The 16,505-nt window shown below is 46.2% G+C and carries 16 protein-coding genes; 6 read left to right on the top strand and 10 right to left on the bottom strand.

Features of this window, described 5'->3' with window-relative positions; all coding sequences use genetic code 11:
• Window positions 1-10: 10 nt before the first annotated feature.
• Window positions 11-295, bottom strand: a complete 285-nt coding sequence (locus tag QUA10_RS23045; protein WP_333084908.1) for a hypothetical protein — start codon at window positions 293-295, stop codon at window positions 11-13.
• Window positions 296-452: 157 nt separating this feature from the next.
• A complete protein-coding gene (locus tag QUA10_RS23050) occupies window positions 453-3,146 on the bottom strand; it encodes an endonuclease MutS2 (RefSeq protein ID WP_333084932.1) in 2,694 nt (897 codons plus the stop codon).
• 463 nt (window positions 3,147-3,609) lie between these two features.
• On the opposite strand from QUA10_RS23050, the gene QUA10_RS23055 reads away from it, so the two are divergent.
• On the top strand, window positions 3,610-4,881 hold the full coding sequence (locus QUA10_RS23055; protein WP_333084909.1) for an ATP-binding protein: 1,272 nt from the start codon (window positions 3,610-3,612) through the stop codon (window positions 4,879-4,881).
• A gap of 341 nt (window positions 4,882-5,222) precedes the next feature.
• Here QUA10_RS23055 and thrB read toward each other — a convergent pair whose 3' ends face one another.
• The 5 genes from thrB to QUA10_RS23080 all read right to left on the bottom strand — a co-directional run bounded on the left by thrB (window position 5,223) and on the right by QUA10_RS23080 (window position 9,492).
• Window positions 5,223-6,254 (bottom strand): homoserine kinase, encoded by a 1,032-nt coding sequence (gene thrB / locus QUA10_RS23060; protein WP_333084910.1) that lies wholly within the window; start codon window positions 6,252-6,254, stop codon window positions 5,223-5,225.
• A gap of 87 nt (window positions 6,255-6,341) precedes the next feature.
• A complete protein-coding gene (locus tag QUA10_RS23065) occupies window positions 6,342-6,911 on the bottom strand; it encodes a Uma2 family endonuclease (protein WP_333084911.1) in 570 nt (189 codons plus the stop codon).
• A 58-nt stretch (window positions 6,912-6,969) separates the two neighbouring features.
• Window positions 6,970-7,464 carry a tetratricopeptide repeat protein gene (locus tag QUA10_RS23070; RefSeq protein ID WP_333084912.1) on the bottom strand — a complete coding sequence of 165 codons (495 nt, stop codon included), beginning with the start codon at window positions 7,462-7,464 and terminating at the stop codon, window positions 6,970-6,972.
• 3 nt (window positions 7,465-7,467) lie between these two features.
• Window positions 7,468-8,034 (bottom strand): Uma2 family endonuclease, encoded by a 567-nt coding sequence (locus QUA10_RS23075; protein ID WP_333084913.1) that lies wholly within the window; start codon window positions 8,032-8,034, stop codon window positions 7,468-7,470.
• Window positions 8,035-8,256: 222 nt separating this feature from the next.
• On the bottom strand, window positions 8,257-9,492 hold the full coding sequence (locus QUA10_RS23080) for a VWA domain-containing protein (RefSeq protein ID WP_333084914.1): 1,236 nt from the start codon (window positions 9,490-9,492) through the stop codon (window positions 8,257-8,259).
• Between the two features lie 72 nt (window positions 9,493-9,564).
• On the opposite strand from QUA10_RS23080, the gene QUA10_RS23085 reads away from it, so the two are divergent.
• From QUA10_RS23085 to QUA10_RS23095, 3 genes are all read left to right on the top strand, one after another.
• Window positions 9,565-10,224: an ATP-dependent Clp protease proteolytic subunit gene (locus QUA10_RS23085; RefSeq protein ID WP_333038231.1), complete on the top strand. Its 660-nt coding sequence runs from the start codon at window positions 9,565-9,567 to the stop codon at window positions 10,222-10,224.
• Window positions 10,225-10,384: 160 nt separating this feature from the next.
• Window positions 10,385-10,978 carry an ATP-dependent Clp protease proteolytic subunit gene (locus QUA10_RS23090; protein ID WP_333084915.1) on the top strand — a complete coding sequence of 198 codons (594 nt, stop codon included), beginning with the start codon at window positions 10,385-10,387 and terminating at the stop codon, window positions 10,976-10,978.
• 130 nt (window positions 10,979-11,108) lie between these two features.
• Entirely contained in the window at window positions 11,109-11,735 is a 627-nt protein-coding gene (locus tag QUA10_RS23095; protein WP_333084916.1) for a J domain-containing protein, read from the top strand.
• Here QUA10_RS23095 and QUA10_RS23100 read toward each other — a convergent pair.
• Window positions 11,729-12,658 carry a serine/threonine-protein kinase gene (locus QUA10_RS23100; protein WP_333084917.1) on the bottom strand — a complete coding sequence of 310 codons (930 nt, stop codon included), beginning with the start codon at window positions 12,656-12,658 and terminating at the stop codon, window positions 11,729-11,731. The genes QUA10_RS23095 and QUA10_RS23100 overlap by 7 nt on opposite strands.
• A gap of 537 nt (window positions 12,659-13,195) precedes the next feature.
• Complete coding sequence (locus QUA10_RS23105; RefSeq protein ID WP_333084918.1) at window positions 13,196-13,927, bottom strand: DUF7873 family protein; 732 nt, start codon at window positions 13,925-13,927, stop codon at window positions 13,196-13,198.
• A gap of 475 nt (window positions 13,928-14,402) precedes the next feature.
• Between QUA10_RS23105 and QUA10_RS23110 the strand changes: the two genes are divergently transcribed.
• Window positions 14,403-14,657, top strand: coding sequence for a hypothetical protein (locus QUA10_RS23110; RefSeq protein WP_333084919.1), 255 nt, complete (start codon window positions 14,403-14,405; stop codon window positions 14,655-14,657).
• A 3-nt stretch (window positions 14,658-14,660) separates the two neighbouring features.
• Here QUA10_RS23110 and QUA10_RS23115 read toward each other — a convergent pair whose 3' ends face one another.
• Window positions 14,661-15,554: an EI24 domain-containing protein gene (locus QUA10_RS23115; protein ID WP_333084920.1), complete on the bottom strand. Its 894-nt coding sequence runs from the start codon at window positions 15,552-15,554 to the stop codon at window positions 14,661-14,663.
• 124 nt (window positions 15,555-15,678) lie between these two features.
• Here QUA10_RS23115 and QUA10_RS23120 point away from each other — a divergent pair, with 124 nt between their 5' ends.
• Window positions 15,679-16,470 carry a 2-phosphosulfolactate phosphatase family protein gene (locus QUA10_RS23120; protein ID WP_333084921.1) on the top strand — a complete coding sequence of 264 codons (792 nt, stop codon included), beginning with the start codon at window positions 15,679-15,681 and terminating at the stop codon, window positions 16,468-16,470.
• Window positions 16,471-16,505: the final 35 nt, after the last annotated feature.

The raw sequence follows: 16,505 nt of genomic DNA on the forward strand, positions 1-16,505 counted from the left end.
ATCGCATCTATCACGGGATGGGATTATATTCTATCGGCACTAAATACTGTAGCATAATTTTGGAGAATTGGTATAAACCACTGCCATAGGGAATGTTTTTAACAAGGGTTTTATTTCCCTTGCCATTGACTTTTTCAATACGCCTTTGAATTTCTGAGTCATCCCATTTATGACCAATAAATTCATAATTATAAGGTGGATCAGTGATACACGCTGAAATATAATTTTCTGGCAATGTCTTCATCACTTCACGACAGTCACCCACCAAAACTTCATTTGAGGGAGTTTTTTTCATTAGTCAGGCAGTTACTAAAGTGGGAAATCAACTCTTAATTATGCCAGATTTGCAGTCTAGTATCCATTCCGGTTGCATCAGTATAGATATGTTCGTTGCGACTTGTTTGGCTGCATACAACATAATTACGAGTCAACCGGAAATGCGTAAATCCTGACTATTTCAAATAAACCACCGTCACGCCTGCACCTCCTTCTTTTTGACTGGCGAGTTCAAAGCGGGAAACCTGCGGATGATTCGCGAGGAAATCGTGAACCCCGCGCCGCAAATGTCCCGTACCTTTGCCGTGAATTATCCACAGCACTCCGTATTCCACGGCTTTGGAAAGAGCTCTGTCTATTTCGATTTCTGCGTCTGAGACTCTCGCACCCCGTAGGTCGATCGAATTATTAGCAGTGCGAATGGCGATTTCGGGATTTGGTTTTGCAGGTTCCGCCGCTGCTTGCTTAGCTTTAGCCGCAGCGAGTGCTTGTGCTTGGGCGGCCGCCTTGGCTAATTGAGCTTTAGTTTCGGGTTTTTCACCGTCGAGGGATTCAATTTCTCCTAGTTTGACAGTCATTTTCATAATCCCAAACCGGACGCTCAACTCTTCGTTAGCGTCGGGGCCGCTGAGGACTTCGGCGGTTTGGCCCAAGCTGGGAATGCGGATGCGATCGCCCACTTTCGGCATAAAACTCGGTTTGGGTTTAGCCGGTTGTTGGCGAGAAGGCAGGTGTTTTTGGGAAATTTGATTTAAGGTTTCTGTAGCTTGTTGGGCATTTTGAGCCGTCTGGTTGCCCGACTGCAAGCGACGAATGATTTGAGCAATTTCTGATTTGGCCGACCCGATCGCCTCATTTACTGCCACTTCCTGAGCTATTTTTAGTTCTCGCTCCCGCTCTTGCAAAGCGGCTGCTTTTTGAGAAACTTCTCTGTGCAGTTTTTCGGTTTGGTGTAGCAGTTGAGTTGCTTCTCTGGCCTTGGTTTCCTGTTTCCGGCGCTGTGCTTCGAGTCCAGCAATCACTTGATTGACATCTTGAGAGGCTCCCCCGACATAGGTTTGAGCTTCTTCGACAATTTCTGGTAGCAAACCGAGTCTTTTGGCAATAGTCAGGGCGTTGGAACGTCCGGGAATTCCCCACAGCAAGCGATAGGTTGGCTGCATGGAATTGTCGTCAAATTCTACTGAGGCATTTTCAAAGCGGGAGTCTTGATATTTGAGGGCTTTGAGTTCGCCAAAGTGGGTAGTTGCAACTGTTAATAGGGAATGTTGGGCGAGATATTGCAACAGGGCGATCGCCAATGCACTGCCTTCTGAGGGGTCTGTACCCGCTCCTACTTCGTCTAACAAAACTAAAGATTTGGGAATTGGTAATTGGGAATTGGTAATTGAGATTTGGGGTTGGGGAATTTGTAATTTAGGTTTGAGAATTGGGAGAGCAGAAACAGAGTTCTGTGTATCTGTGACTTCTTGGTCTTGCTGTTGGGAATTAGTAATTGGGAGGTTTAACTTTTCTTCCCCTTGGGCCTGCGATTTATTGTGTAAAACTTCTAAAATGCGGCTGATGCGGCGGATATGACCGGAAAAAGTAGACAAACTTTGCTGCAAAGATTGTTCGTCACCAATATCGGCCAAAATATTGTCGAACCAAGGCAATTCTACAGGTTCGCGGGCGGCAACAAACATTCCTGCTTTTGCCATTAAAGCTGCCAAGCCCAAGGTTTTGAGGGTGACAGTTTTGCCGCCTGTGTTGGGACCAGTGATGGCGACGACGCGGATGTGCGGCCCGATCGTTAAATCGACTGGCACGACTGGAAAGCCTTGCTCGTGCTGTTGCTGCCAAACTAATAAAGGATGGCGCAACTGGCGCAGGGTAATTTGCGATCGCAGGTTACGAATTAATAATTGACTGTTTTCTGAGTTTTCCTCATCTTCTTTTTCGTCATCTTCTTTTTCGGGGTTTTTTGGTGCTAATTCTGGCTCTCCCAATTCGATAAATTTCGGCGGATTTGCTTGCAACCAAAAACTATAACGCGCTTTAGCGGCGGCTAAATCTAAAGTTGTAACTACCACCACCAATCTGTCTAAATCTGGTTTGACTGCTGCGACTTGCTCGGTGAGGGCGCGGCGAACTGCTTCTTCTTCGGCTTGTTCTTGCCTGAGAAACTGCCGCATTTGGTTGTTAAGATTGACTGTGCTGTGGGGTTCTACGTACAGTGTCGCACCGCTAGCCGAGGAGTCATGAACGATGCCCGGTATGGCATCTTTTTGGGGAGCTTTGACGGGAATGACAAAGCGTCCGCTTCTTTGGGTAATTAGCTGTTCTTGTACGGCGTTGGATTGGCGCTGCAAAATCCCCTGCAATATTTGATAAATGCGATCGCGCAACTGTCGCATTTGAACTCTAATTCCTGCTAATTTAGGAGTGGCTCTGTCTGCTACTTGAGCGCGATCGTCTATACAGCGATGGATTTCTTGCTCTACTTCGGGATAAGTCCGCAATTGGGCTGCCAGTTCTTTGAGCGTCGGCACATCTGCCTGAGAGTCAATTATCCGGCGCAATTGCCTTGCTCCGGCGAGGGTAGTAGCAATTGCCAGCAATTCTTCGCCGCTGAGCAAACCTTGCAGTTCGGCTCGCTGCAGAGAAGTGCCGATGTCTTGGATGCCTTCAAAACTCAAAGCACCGCCAGCGCGGCTGTCTAACTGATAAGCTTCCTGAGTTTGGGCTAGGAGTTCTGCTGTTTGAGCTTGAGTTGCCGGGATTTCGAGGTCGAGGGCGGCGGCGACGCCAAGTTTGGTGGCCGCGAAGGTAGCTAAGTGCTGACACAGGCGCGGCCATTCTAATAGTTCTAGTGTTTCGGCTTGAATCAAAGTTGAGGTGGTGTTGGTAATTGGCATTCTCAGGTGCTGACCGAGAAGGTGAATTTAACGATACTATTAATTGATTTTAAAGTTTTTTATTGTTTCCTGGCGCAATTTGAGAAACTCTCTGTGATCGCCCTCAGCAGTCTTTCGGCAGAAAGCTCTGATGTACCATTAATTACGAAGGAGAAAATTTGCATTTTTGCATTGCCCGTCTAAAATTATACCTTCTAGTGATACCAGTCCCCAAAAGATATGCAACTTTAGGCAAGCTCCCAACTATTATACAGTAAATCATTCCCAATTTTTTGCTCTAAAATATAAAATCTAAAATGGTATGGGCGATTTGGGGTTTTGAGGAAGCGGGCATCGGTTGTTTTTTGATGTAATTGAACTATTTTGGAATTTTAAATCTGTCAGCGCAATTCTGGCGGTTGTATCCTAAAAAGTAATTTGTAGATTTGGTAGAAGTATGGCAAAGATTCTGGCGATCATCGGGGATACTGTGACTTTTCAAGTTGTGCAAGAGTTACTCAGCCAAGAGGGACATCAGGTGAGAGTCGTTCCCGACGACAAGGAGGGTTTAGACTTGGCGAGGGAATTGTCCCCCGATGCGATAATTTGCGACGGGACTTCCCCTCAAATCAACTTTTTGGAGGTGTGCCGGCTGGTGAAAGCTGATTCCCTACGGGATAGCTTCGCTTCACGAGAATTGGCAACAGCCTATTTTATTCTGCTGACAACACCGGAGCAATTTGATGAAATCCAAGAATTGGATGCGCCCTTTGACGATTTTCTGTTTAAACCGATTGTTAAGCAGGAATTATTGGCGCGGGTGCGCGCGTCTAAGCGAGCGCGCGAGTTGAGGGCGGGGTTGGAGTTAACCCAGCAAGAATTGCAACTGTCGCGCGATCAAATGTTGCAAATTGAAAAAATGTCTAGTTTGGGCGAATTGGTATCAGGTATCGCCCACGAAATTAACAACCCAATTACATTTATTTACAGCAATTTAACTCACGTCCAAAGCTACGCGACCGATTTAATAGAACTGCTGCGATTGTATCAAAAAGATCTAGTCAATCCCGGATCGGAAATCCTGCAAAAGCAGCAAGATATGGATGTGGAATTCGTACTCGACGATTTATTAAAAATTGTGAGTTCGATGCGTACCGGGAGCGATCGCATCCGCCAAATAATTTTGTCGCTACAGGATTTTTCCCGCAGCGATCGATCGGGCTGGCAGTTATTTGATGTTTCCGACGGTTTAGAAAATACTCTGTTATTGTTACAGCACCGCTTGCCGGCTCGCGAGGGAAGGCGAGACATCAAGGTGATCAAACAATTCGGCAATTTGCCACAGATTGAGTGTTATGCAGGTCTGCTCAATCAAGCTTTTCTGAATATCATCAATCACGCGATCGATGCTTTGGAAGAGTCGGCTCAAGAGTTAGAGGAGTTGGAATCCATCAAATTTAAGCCTGTGATTTTGATTACCACTCAGGTGGTCGATGCTCAGCGAATTTCGATTGAGATTGCTGATAACGACATCGCACATAGCAAAGATACCACAGCCGAAATTTCCGATCCATTTTTGGGAGCAAAACCTGCGGAACCACCCATATCATCGGGGCTTGCTCTCAGCTATCGGATAATTGTAGAGCAGCACAAAGGAGAGTTCAAGTGTTTTTCCGAACCGGGTAAAGGCACTAAAATTCAGATAGAGATTCCGCTGCGTCACAGTTAATTAACAGTATTTACCGTTGGTGGGGGCGGGTTTTTGAAATGGTTGGTTGTAGCCGGAAATTCTTGTGAATCCGCCCCTAGAATGACTGCACTTTTTTCAGGTAAAATTTTGTAGAGGGAATGGCAGAAGTTATCGAAAAGAGAATAGAAATATGAATAATTCCATCGAGAGGGGCAACCACGGGAGATTGCCCCTACAAAACACGGTTATGTAGATGTTGTGTGTCTAGGATTGGAATAAGTACATGGACAGAAATATTTACACAGATATAATTTTGCAAGGCTCACAGGAAGAGAATTTCCGATTCTATTTTGTGTAATTAATTCTGTCCAACTACTTAACTAAAGGGAGACTTGCGCGCCTTGAGTATCAAGGCCGATCGCCCTTACATCTGCCTTTACCTCAAATTCCATCCAAGCCGCCGCCATTTCCCTCACAACCGCATCAGCATTAGTAGCATCCGTTAAAGCCAAAAGCGTTGGGCCGGCACCGCTAATTACCATTCCATAGGCTCCTGCATTCACGGCGGCTTGTTGCACCGCTTCATATCCCTTAATCAGAGATTGTCGGTAAGGTTGGTGAATTTTGTCTTGGAGGGCGCAGCGCACCCAGTTTTCATTGCCAGTTTCCAAAGCCCGCACTAGCAAACCGAGGTGTGCCGCATTAAAAATCGCGTCAGCCCGACTGTAATCTGCTGGCAAAACTTTGCGGGCTTCGGCTGTAGAAAGTTCAAAATCGGGAATGGCTACCACGGGCACAATATTGTGATGCCAGGGAATGTCGCAAATTTCCCAGGAACCCCCCCCCTGCCCCCCCTTGCTAAGGGGGGGTGATTGTGTGAGCCCCGCTTCGGTAAGGGCGGGTTGTTCTCTTAGCCCCCCCTTACTAAGGGGGGGTTGGGGGGGTGGATTGCTAGCAGCGAGGCGACAACCTCCGAGTAAAGCGGGGACAACGTTGTCGGGATGGCCTTCAAGTTCGATCGCCAATTGCATCACTTCCACCTGACTCAAAGGCTTTCCGGCTAATTCATTTGCACCGACTAACCCACCGACAATAGCTGTGGCGGAACTTCCCAAACCTCTAGCCAGCGGAACTTGCATATCTATATGTATCGCTACAGGGGGTGGCGATTGGTTGAGGCGATCGTATAACTTGAGAAAAGCTTGATAAGCGAGATTGCTGTCATCTGTCTTTACTTTGGCAGCTTCTTGGCCCGTAACGGTAATTTTTACTTTCTCTGTTGCTGAGGGTTCGAGTCGGGAGAATTGGAAGCGGTTGTAGAGGCTTAAAGCGGCGCCGATGCAGTCAAAGCCGGGGCCTAGGTTGGCGGTTGTGGCGGGTACGGTGATGGTGACGGTGGAAGTTTCGGGCATTTTTTAAATAGTTAATTTGGAGTGTTTAACCGCAGATGAATGCGGATGAACACAGATGGTTTTTTGGTGTTTGTGCGATCAACTATTTTAACTGATTCCTAGAACATCTTCGTAAATTTGTGCGATCGGGCATTGAAAGTCTACGCTAGCCAAGCGAACTTCTTCGCCCTCCGCGTAAGGGTAAAGTTCCCAGCGCCCTTCTGCATTGCGCTGGTAAGATTCTACACTGATTCTTTCTTGGTTAATCAGTACGTATTCTTGTAAAGTTTCTAAGGTGCGGTAGTCGGCAAATTTATTTCCGCGATCGAATGCTGCTGTTGTTGTAGATAAAACTTCTACGATTAGGCGCGGGTAGCGTTTGAAATATTCTAGGCTTCTATCTCTTTCATCGCAAGTCACCATGATATCTGGATAGTAAAACACGTCTGCTTGCTCAATTCTGGCTTTCATGTTTCCCCCATAGATCCGACAGCCTCTGCCTCTAATATGAGTTGTGAGCAAGTTTACTAAGTTGATGCAAATAGTTTCATGGGCATCACTTGCTCCTGCCATTGCATAAATTTCGCCTTGTCTGTATTCGTGCTTGATGGGGCTGATTTTTTCGCCTTCTAAATAGTCTTCTGGGGATGCGTACTTGTGACTTTTGTTGGCAATCATAATTGCTATTTGTTAAAGACTAACCATATTATAATTATAATATGTTTTCAAAAGCCATTTATTCTTGCAGCATTTCAAGGTGCTTGATGGCATCTTGATAATCGTTGGTATTGCCATCTTTCTGATAAAGTTCCGCTGCTTTATGATAATCGGCGATCGCCCCCGGTTTGTCTTCTAAGAACTCGCGGACTCTGGCGCGGTTGTAGTAGGCGTCGCCGTAGTTGGGGTTGATTTCAATTGCGCGATCGAAATCTGCTTTAGCTGCTGGATAGTCTTTGAGATTGCGGCCGTGGATGATGCCGCGTTTGTTGTAGGCTTTGGCGTAGTTGGGGTTGAGGCGAATAGCTTCGGTGTAATCAGCGATCGCCCCTTGAATATCTCCTGCTTCTGATTTGGCTAAAGCACTATTGAATAAATCTTCAGCAGGATTTTGAACAATCGTTTTTTGAGCTATTAATATTGCTGAGGATTTAGCAGAGACAGCAGGGGATATATTACCAAAGATAGTAAAGATTACTAGAGTAGCAATTAAATTGTAAAAGGATGATTTCATAATTTAGGCAAAAATTTGAGCTACAGAACAACTAAAACCGGGCAACAAAGGGGAAGTTAGTTCATCATTGCTCAACAGTGTAGCAATGAGCCTTAAACTTGCTTGTTCCCTGCGATAAACTTCTATTTGCTGCAATTGCCAATTCACAACCCAGTATTCCTGCACTCCTCGCACCGAATAGAGTCTGAGTTTCAAATCTCGATCGCGTCTCTGATTGTCTGCACCGGGGGATAATACTTCAACAACTAACTCAGGTGCGGCGGTTAAATGGCCGGCTTCGTCTAGCAAGATAGCCAAGCGTTCGTTGCTAGCCCAAACTACATCAGGTATGACATTATCAGCATCACTGAAAATAAGGCCGGGATTGATGGCTACTCGTCCCAAGCCAGTAGACATCGACCAAGTATCAAGGCAAGAAAAAAATCTGCCACAAGTCTGTTGATGCCCCCAATGCGGTGCTCTAGTCATAAATAGCTCCCCATCAATAATTTCATAACGATCGCCGTTATCGGGCAATAGTTCTAAATCGGCGGTAGTCCAGCGTACTTTATCAGATATTGTCTGGTTCATACAAGCACTATTAATAGGTGATAGAAACATTCTAAACGATCGAGCTTCTACATGATCCACAGCTTGAAACAATCGGGCTACACTGACTTTTGCTTTCTGCAGGCGAGACTCAGAATATTGAAACCCGCCTGGGCGCGGGTTTCGTTTTTGTAGAGGCGATTTCGCATCACCAAATTGTCCGATCGCCCAATTTAAAATTATTTAAAATTTCAAATCGCCCGATTACTTCAAAATAGTTTTAGAAGCAATCCGAGTTTTCTTGCGATCGGCTTCACTCAATTGTTCACCAGATTGCAAACGAGTAGCAGAGGTTTGCAGCACAGTTGCGGCACTTTTATCGCCCATTTGCAAAGCAGTTTTAGCTGCTGTTTGCAGCATCGTTGCCGCGCCGGCGCGATCGCCCTGTTGCAATCGGGTTTCTGCGAGTTGAGTTTGGCGGTATTTAGCCAAAGCTAAAATGTGCTGCTGTACAGTCGGGTTAAGAGCCGGCTGATAAACTTTCAAGACATTAGCAGAAACTGCAACAGGATCGGAAAGCAAATTTTGACCGACAGTCGGATCGTCGTAGCGAACTTGCAATTGCCCGATCGCCTGTGTACCTTCGGGCAACTGTCCAATATAAATATTAGCCAAAACTACTCGCTCTATATCCTTCATTAAATCTCCCAGGCGCACCATAAAGCGATCGCCCTCTTGCTGTACGGGTAATTCGATCGTATCCGGGGAAACTTGGGCGATCGGTTTTAGTTCGGCTAACCGCACTTTTGGCATCAGGGAAAATAGCAAATAAGCATTAGTCAAACCTACACATTGGACGCGGGTAAACAGTTTACCAAACTCGTCAACCGCATCTTCAGGACGCTGAATGTGAGCCAGAGCACCGCCGCCGGCATCAGCAATTTTTTCCAAAATATCTTGATTCCAGTTATCGCCAAATCCCAGAGAATTTAAAGTCATGTTGTAGTCGGCAGCCAATTTAGCCAACTTCAAACAGCGGCTGTCGTCGCCGTGTTCGTTTTCGCCGTCAGTCAGCAGAAATGCTTGAGATATAGCTTCTTTTTTGCCTTTGCCCAACTCTTCAATACCTAATTTAATGCCCTCATCAATTGCTGTGCCGCCCGCGGAGCGCAATTGCTCAATTTGCCGTTTAATGCTGCTGGGATCTCCTACAATTTGATTGGGGACGAGGACTTTGGCTTTATGATCGAAAGCCACCGCGCAAAAGCGATCCCCAGGCTTCAACCTGTCTAGCAACCGTCCGGCGGCTTGTTTGACGGTTTCCAAGGGGCGTCCGCCCATCGAACCGCTGTGGTCGAGAATCAGGCACAGGTTTAAGGGTACGCTGGAGTCGATCGAGCTTGCCGTCGCAGACACTGAAATAGCTAGCTGGCGCTGCGTCGAGGGCGCGGCAGCGTCAAGGTTAGGGTCGTTTAAAACCGGGAGCAAACTAACTTTCATGCGGGATACCTAAAGATTGCGTTACTATTTCTTTAAGAATAGCTCCATCAGTTCAGGCAACATTTCGGTTATATGAACACACCAATTAAAGCTGTGCAATCGCCATACTACGGGGAAGGTAACTCTCGGACGCCACCTCCCGATTTGCCATCCCTGTTGCTGAAGGAGCGGATCGTTTATCTGGGGATGCCTCTAGTGCCTGCGGTAACAGAACTGATTATCGCTGAACTGTTGTTCTTGCAGTACGAAGACCCGGATAAGCCGATCAAAATCTACATCAACTCGACCGGCACTTCTGGTTACAGTGGCGAACCCGTCGGCTTTGAAACAGAAGCCTTCGCTATCTGCGATACGATCAGGTACATTAAGCCGCCTGTGCACACTATTTGCCTCGGTTCGGCAATGGGGATGTCTGCGATGCTGTTAGCGGCTGGTACAAAAGGCTTTCGGGCGAGTTTGCCGCACGCTTCGATTGTGTTGCACCAACCCAAGGCTTACACGCGGGGTCAAGCAAGCGACATTCAAATTCGGGCTAAGGAAGTGCTGGCAAATAAAGCGACGATGCTTGAGATTTTTGCAAGCTGTACTGGCCAACCGATCGAAAAGATTACTAAAGATATGGATCGGTTGCTGTACATGACGCCCCAGGAAGCTAAAGAATACGGTTTGATCGATCGCGTTCTTGAAAGTTCGGAAGAATTGCCGAAACCGCTGCCTGCAGGAGTTATCTAATTCGGTTATTGCTTATTAGTTATTAGTTATTAGTTATTGGTTATGGTTTAGTGGTCATTATAGCCAAAACTAAAAAACCTGAAATAACAAGTAACAAATAACTAATAAACCACAACCAATTGCCCGCTCACCAATTACCAACTAAACGGAGTTCCGAATTATGCCTATAGGTGTGCCAAAAGTTCCCTACAAAATGCCGGGTGGTTATGATACTCAGTGGATTAATATCTACGATCGCCTCTACCGGGAACGGATTATTTTCTTGGGCAGGGACGTTGACGATGAAATTGCCAATCAAATCATCGCTGTGATGCTCTATCTCGATTCGGAAGATTCAGGTAAGGATATTATTTTGTACATCAATTCCCCAGGTGGGATGGTGTCGGCAGGCATGGCTATTTTTGATACCATGCAGCACATTAAATCGGACGTGGTGACGATTTGTGTGGGCTTGGCTGCTTCGATGGGTTCTTTCCTGTTAGCTGCCGGTGCGAAGGGGAAACGGTTAGCTTTGCCTCACTCGCGAATCATGATTCACCAGCCTTCTGGGGGGACGCGGGGACAAGCAACGGATATTCAGATTGAGGCGAAAGAGATTCTGCGCCTGCGCCACGAACTCAATAATATCTACGCTAAAAATACTGGCAAGCCGATCGAGAAAATCGAGAAGGACATGGATCGCGACTATTTCATGTCCGCTGAGGAAGCTAAGGAATACGGCTTGATTGACAGAGTGATCGAAGAGCGTGCGTAAGTTGTTTTTTCGCCTCAGTAGTGCGGGCAACCCTCGCACTACAACCTAGTTCACAATAAATTTTGGCAGAATCTTTACATTTAAGGATTCTGCCATATTTAATGGTATTATAAACGCTCATTCATGCTAAATGGATATTGCAGATTATTACCGACAGTTAGGACTGAGGTCTGGCGCGAGTTTATCGCAAGTTAAGGCCTCTTATCGGCAGTTAGCCAGACAGTATCACCCCGATGTGAATCCGGGAAACGAACAGGCTAAGAATAAGTTTATTGCTATTACTGAGGCTTATAAGTTCCTGGTGAATGTTGCCCCCCACCATGTTGCGGGGTCGAAAGTTGCCAACTCAACTGTGCCGCCTACTTCGACACCGCCGGATCAGAGGGTGAAAGCTCAACCGCAGGCAGTTAAAGTGACTCGAAAAGAGGCCGGGGTTCAATCTAATGCGGATCTGTCGGCGGTGGAACAAAAATTAAAGCAAGATGCTTATGTTGAGTTGCAGCAGTTGCTGAAATATCAGAGGTTCCCGCGGGCGATCGCCTTGATTGAGGGTTTGGCCCAGCGGGTGCCCGAAGATTTGGAGGTGCGTCAGTGGCAGGCGATCGCCTATCAGCGCTGGGGACGGCATTTGATCGGAGAAAAGCAGGTTGATAAGGCGAGAATTTATTTGAAAAAGGCTGTGAAAACTGACCCTCACAATCGGGCTTTGTGGGCAGAAGTTGAGCGGGATTTTCGCCTGCTGGAACAGATTTATTGAAGCGATGTTGTGTCCCCCTTTTGCAGGGGGTCTCCTTCATAAATTTTTAATTTTTCTAAAATAACTTGGGTATTTTCAGGTCTATTTTCTGGTAGCGGTTCGATCAATTCGTCGATCGAGTCTAGGAGTAACGGGTCAATATCTACAGCCTGGTTCCTCCAATTAATTTTACCAGTTTTTTCATTAACGGGAAAGTGGCTTGGCTGTATGCCTGTTAATAAATGTACAAAAGTACGCCCCAGGGCAAAAAAGTCCGATCGCACGCCTGCTTTACCTAGAATTTGTTCCGGTGCAGCGTATCCAGCAGAACCTATGGGTGCGGTCTCTATCTCTGCTTCTGTGGCGGCGCCGAAGTCAATTAATCTCAATTTCCCATGGGCTTCAACCATCAGGTTGGATGGCTTAATATCCCGATGCACTACATGATGTTTGTGGATTTCCTGCAAAATACGAAGCATTTGTTGCAGCCAATCAAGAGCCAGCTTTTGAGAAACGTACTGTTTTTTAGTTAAGAATTCTGCCAAGTTTTCTCCGCTAATTTTTTCCATCACCAAACAAGACAATTTCTGGAAGTTATGGGGGAGTTTAATTGGGAAATAACCGTCAGGTTCGACATGGGGAACTGAACCCTTTCCGGCCAGCCAAATCAAAACTCGCGCTTCTTGCTTGAACAAGCGAACTAAATCGGGATTGTGGCTGTGTTTCAAGACTTTTAAAAGTTTGACAGTTCCCCATTCGTTTTCCCCTGTTCCCAAATCTTCGACTTCAAAGATGTCTGTGGGGCGTGCGGGATTGGGCGATCGCACTGGTTTAAGGATACGATAGCGATCGGCAATTAACAAATCGGTGCGACAAGCCTGACAATTTTGAGCAGCAGTAGGATTTTCGCGTTGTTCGCATTGAGGATTGATGCAGTAAATCATACCATTTTAGATTTTAGATTTTAGATTTTAGATTGGCAATGACTGACGCTGTATCGGTTTAGAGCTTGCTTTTGCATTCTTTTTTGGGAAGTCGTATCACTTTGATTGATAAATTAGCATAAAACCCAGCAGTTCTGACCTTACTACTGGGTTTATATTTACCGCCCATTTGGGCACGCTATCACATTTAAGTCAAGGATTTAAGATTAATAGCATCGCGCTCTACCGATTGAGCTACCCCCCTGCGTTTGGTAGAGGGGGCTGGATATGAGCCAGCAACCTCGATGATGTGATTTTCCTGACATTCGTTTTAGCGATCGGCGGTGAATGCTGAGTTTAGAGTAATAGCTTGCTGTTGAATTTGTACGCAATGCTGCCTCTGCCAATTGGGCTACCCCCCTATTTTGCGCTCTATTTTGGGTAGGAGGGACAGGAGTCGAACCTGCACTGTCACATTTGTACGGTTTAAGTTGAAGTTTGAGTTTAAACTTGTACTCTGTTTATATCTTAAACCATAACTATCAAAAAAGCAAGCTCTTAGCGGAAAATAAATTGAAATATTCGCTCTCCCACTCTCTGTTCGTGAACTTCAAAATTGTTAGCTTCTTCGCGGGCGAACATAACAGCTTGCTGCAAGATCTCCACCCTTTGAAGCAACTCATTGATCCGCCGTGCTGGCAAAGCTCCAGAAAACTTGACAGTCCGCCAATAGCCGATCGTAATATCTTCGTAATAAACATCGACTTGAGCCGGATGGTGTTCGGTAGCTTCAGCTTTAACGTGATTGCGCGGAGTTTTAAAAGTCTTAAGAGTTTGCACCGGTTCTGTGGCCCAGCAATCTGCCGAAGCATCGAAGTTCCAAGTCTCGGAAGCATCTAAGACGGGAAGTTTTTTGATAAATGCTTGCAAATCTGCTAACTGCTTTTCAATGAATAGCAAATAGCTGACGGGAACTTGGCTCAAAAGCACGTTTCCGTCTACAGTAACGTCAGCACGGGCGCTACAATTTGTCCAATCTTTGGTTGCGGTTACGTCGAAGAGTTTCGTCAAAACTTCAGTTGTTTTGCGGATAATCTCTTCGGCTTTGACTTCAACTTTTTTGGACTCTGGCGGCAGTTGTTCGCCTTCTTCGTCTTTGGGACGGTAAGTGCGGGAGATTCCAGAAAGCACAGCGGGCTTCTGGAGAGCTTTTTGAGCTTCTGCCAGTTCTTGAACCGAGCGGCTTTTGATGCCTTTTTCGATCGCAATAATCTGATTTAAGCGTGCCATTGTTCGATTTTATTGACGCTGAACTCACATCAAGTCCGGTTGATTTTGATAATCAAATGGTTTGTCCTGTGGCTTTTAGGGCTTTGATAACTCTCCCTCCTCAGTACAAACCTCACGATCGTTCTTTAACCAGACTTGTTCATTTTGTAGTATTGCATAATTCAATATAAATTACAAGCTTTTTTTGTAGGCGCGGTGCCAAGAGAACCAGCCGCTATCCGTGCCCAGCAATTAATCTGTCAAAAAATCGGCAAAATCTCTAGCATCGCTGCCAAAGTGTAGCAAATATAACTCTTTGTCAGCGCTCCAAGTACCTCTGGAGATAGATGCGGGAATCCCTCTCAGGGCGCGTTGTCATATCGGGAAATATTTCTTAACATATAGATAACAAAGGGAATCCGAGGAGACACCAAAAATCCTTAAGCCCTTGGGGTGCCCCGGTTAATCAGACTTTTCGCAAACAAGGGCTAAATCAATGAACAAGCAGCAAAACTCCGAAGTTTCAGCATTTTTGCCCATGCTCCAAAAAGGCATTTGGCTGTTTGGGATTCTCTCTTGGATATTCGGGCTGACAGATAGAACTATTGCACTATTATCTGACGGATATTTGTCGGCGATCGATATTGTCCAGCTATTTACAGCATCATTTTTCTTCATTAGCTGGCTGTTGTTAAGCCCGTTTTTGGGTCTTAACTCCCAGAGTCAGCCGAAGGAAGAAGCATCTCCCTAGTTTTTAAGTTGTAATGTTAGTTTCTCCATCCCTATGAGTTTCTTCTGGGGCAAAGCGAGCCGGCCAAATGCGATCGCAAAAAAACAAAGTTCCCGCCGTCACGCACAGCGGAATCGCCAACAGATTCAACAGCGGAATGCTCACCAAACCCAAACAAACCAAACCAAAACTCCCGCTGGCCGGCAAACTAGCCCAAATTATCTCCAACTTCTCCTGAAAAGGTCGCCTGCGCCTCTCCAAAGGTGCATCTAAAAAGTCCAAACAGACAATAGTCGCGCCCAAAGCTACGCCACCCAAACTGCTAAGAATAGACCCGACTCCTGGAATAAAATTTAGCAGCAGCAGCGGTATACCGACGCTCAACAAAATTTGTAGTTTTCGCAGTTCAAAGGTGATCGCCCTTTGAATATCCCCAAAACTACTAGCCAAATTCATTGGTGCTTCTGCGGGCAATTGACCGTTCCGCAGCAGTTCCAATTGTTCGGAAAGTTTGCCGTACCAGGGCGAACCTAAAATCACGCCAAACTGCACTAACAAAAATCCAATTATCAGCAAAAGTCCTGACACTAGGAGTACGCGCAGCAGCCACCCGAAAGCAACTGTTAACACGCCCAGAAAGCTCAGCCAAGCTGGAAAACTCGCAATTAGAACATTAAATCGGGCGGACAAATCGGCAACCAAAACGTCTATCCCTGCCAAACTGGGAAATAGCAAGCTTAAATAAAGACCGATACCAATTATAAAATTTAGTACCACAGGAACTAATACATAAGTCCACAGCTTGGGAGTTTGCAAAATTAGCGTGAAAGCTCGCAAAGGATAGGTGAAACCTGCCAGGAGTCCAATTGGTGCGGTAATGGCGGCGTGGGCGGGATTTGAATTGAGCTGTTTTGACATATAGGTGAAGGAAGAAGGAAGAAGAAAGAAGGAAGAAGGAAGAAGGAAGAAAGCCCTTCGACTACGCTCAGGGTACAAATTCTATTATTATGACTGATAAGGATTTATCGCAGGTTGCCCAAAAGTGAAGCTTTTTATTTACCATACCCCGGAACTTACGCCAGCCGACAAAATGTCGGCTTGCGCGATCGCAGTTGATGTGCTGCGGGCGACTACGACAATGGCAACGGCCCTGAATAATGGGGCGGAAGCTGTCCAAGTTTTCAGCGACTTAGATAAGCTAATGGCCGAGAGCGAAAAATGGCCTGCAGATAAGCGGATTCGCGCTGGAGAGCGCGGTGGCGGCAAAGTTGACGGATTTGACATGGGGAATTCCCCCTTCGACTGCACGCCAGAAAAGGTGACTGGGAAGCGAATTTTTATCAGCACAACTAACGGCACTCGGGCTCTGCAGCGAGTGCAAGCTGCTGCAACTGTGTTAACGGCGGCTTTGATTAACCGCAAATCTGTGGTGCAGTTTTTGTTAAATAAACAGCCAGAAACTATTTGGATTGTGGGTTCTGGTTGGGAAGGGAGTTATTCGTTGGAAGATACGGTTTGTGCTGGTGCGATCGCCCAAAGTCTCCTGGCAGAAAGCGGTATTCCTGCGAGCGATTTTGCTGGTAATGATGAAGTATTTGGGGCTATTGCTCTTTATCTCCACTGGCAAGATCGGTTGCACGAATTGTTGGAAAGGGCCAGCCACGGTCAGCGCCTCCTCGGTTTAGGTGTTATTGAAGATTTAAAATATTGCGCGCAAACGGATACTTTAGATGTGCTGCCCGTGCAGCGAGAACCGGGAGTGTTGGTTAAGTCGGATTTTAAAATTCCTCAAGCTAATTTCTGGGTTCCATCTTCGGAAAAAACGGCGACTTGAAATTTTCTGGAAAGGCAGTATTAGTAAGGTGCGCT

The organism is Microcoleus sp. Pol8_D6 (genome assembly GCF_036700965.1).
In the GTDB taxonomy this organism is placed as follows: Bacteria; Cyanobacteriota; Cyanobacteriia; order Cyanobacteriales; family Microcoleaceae; genus Microcoleus.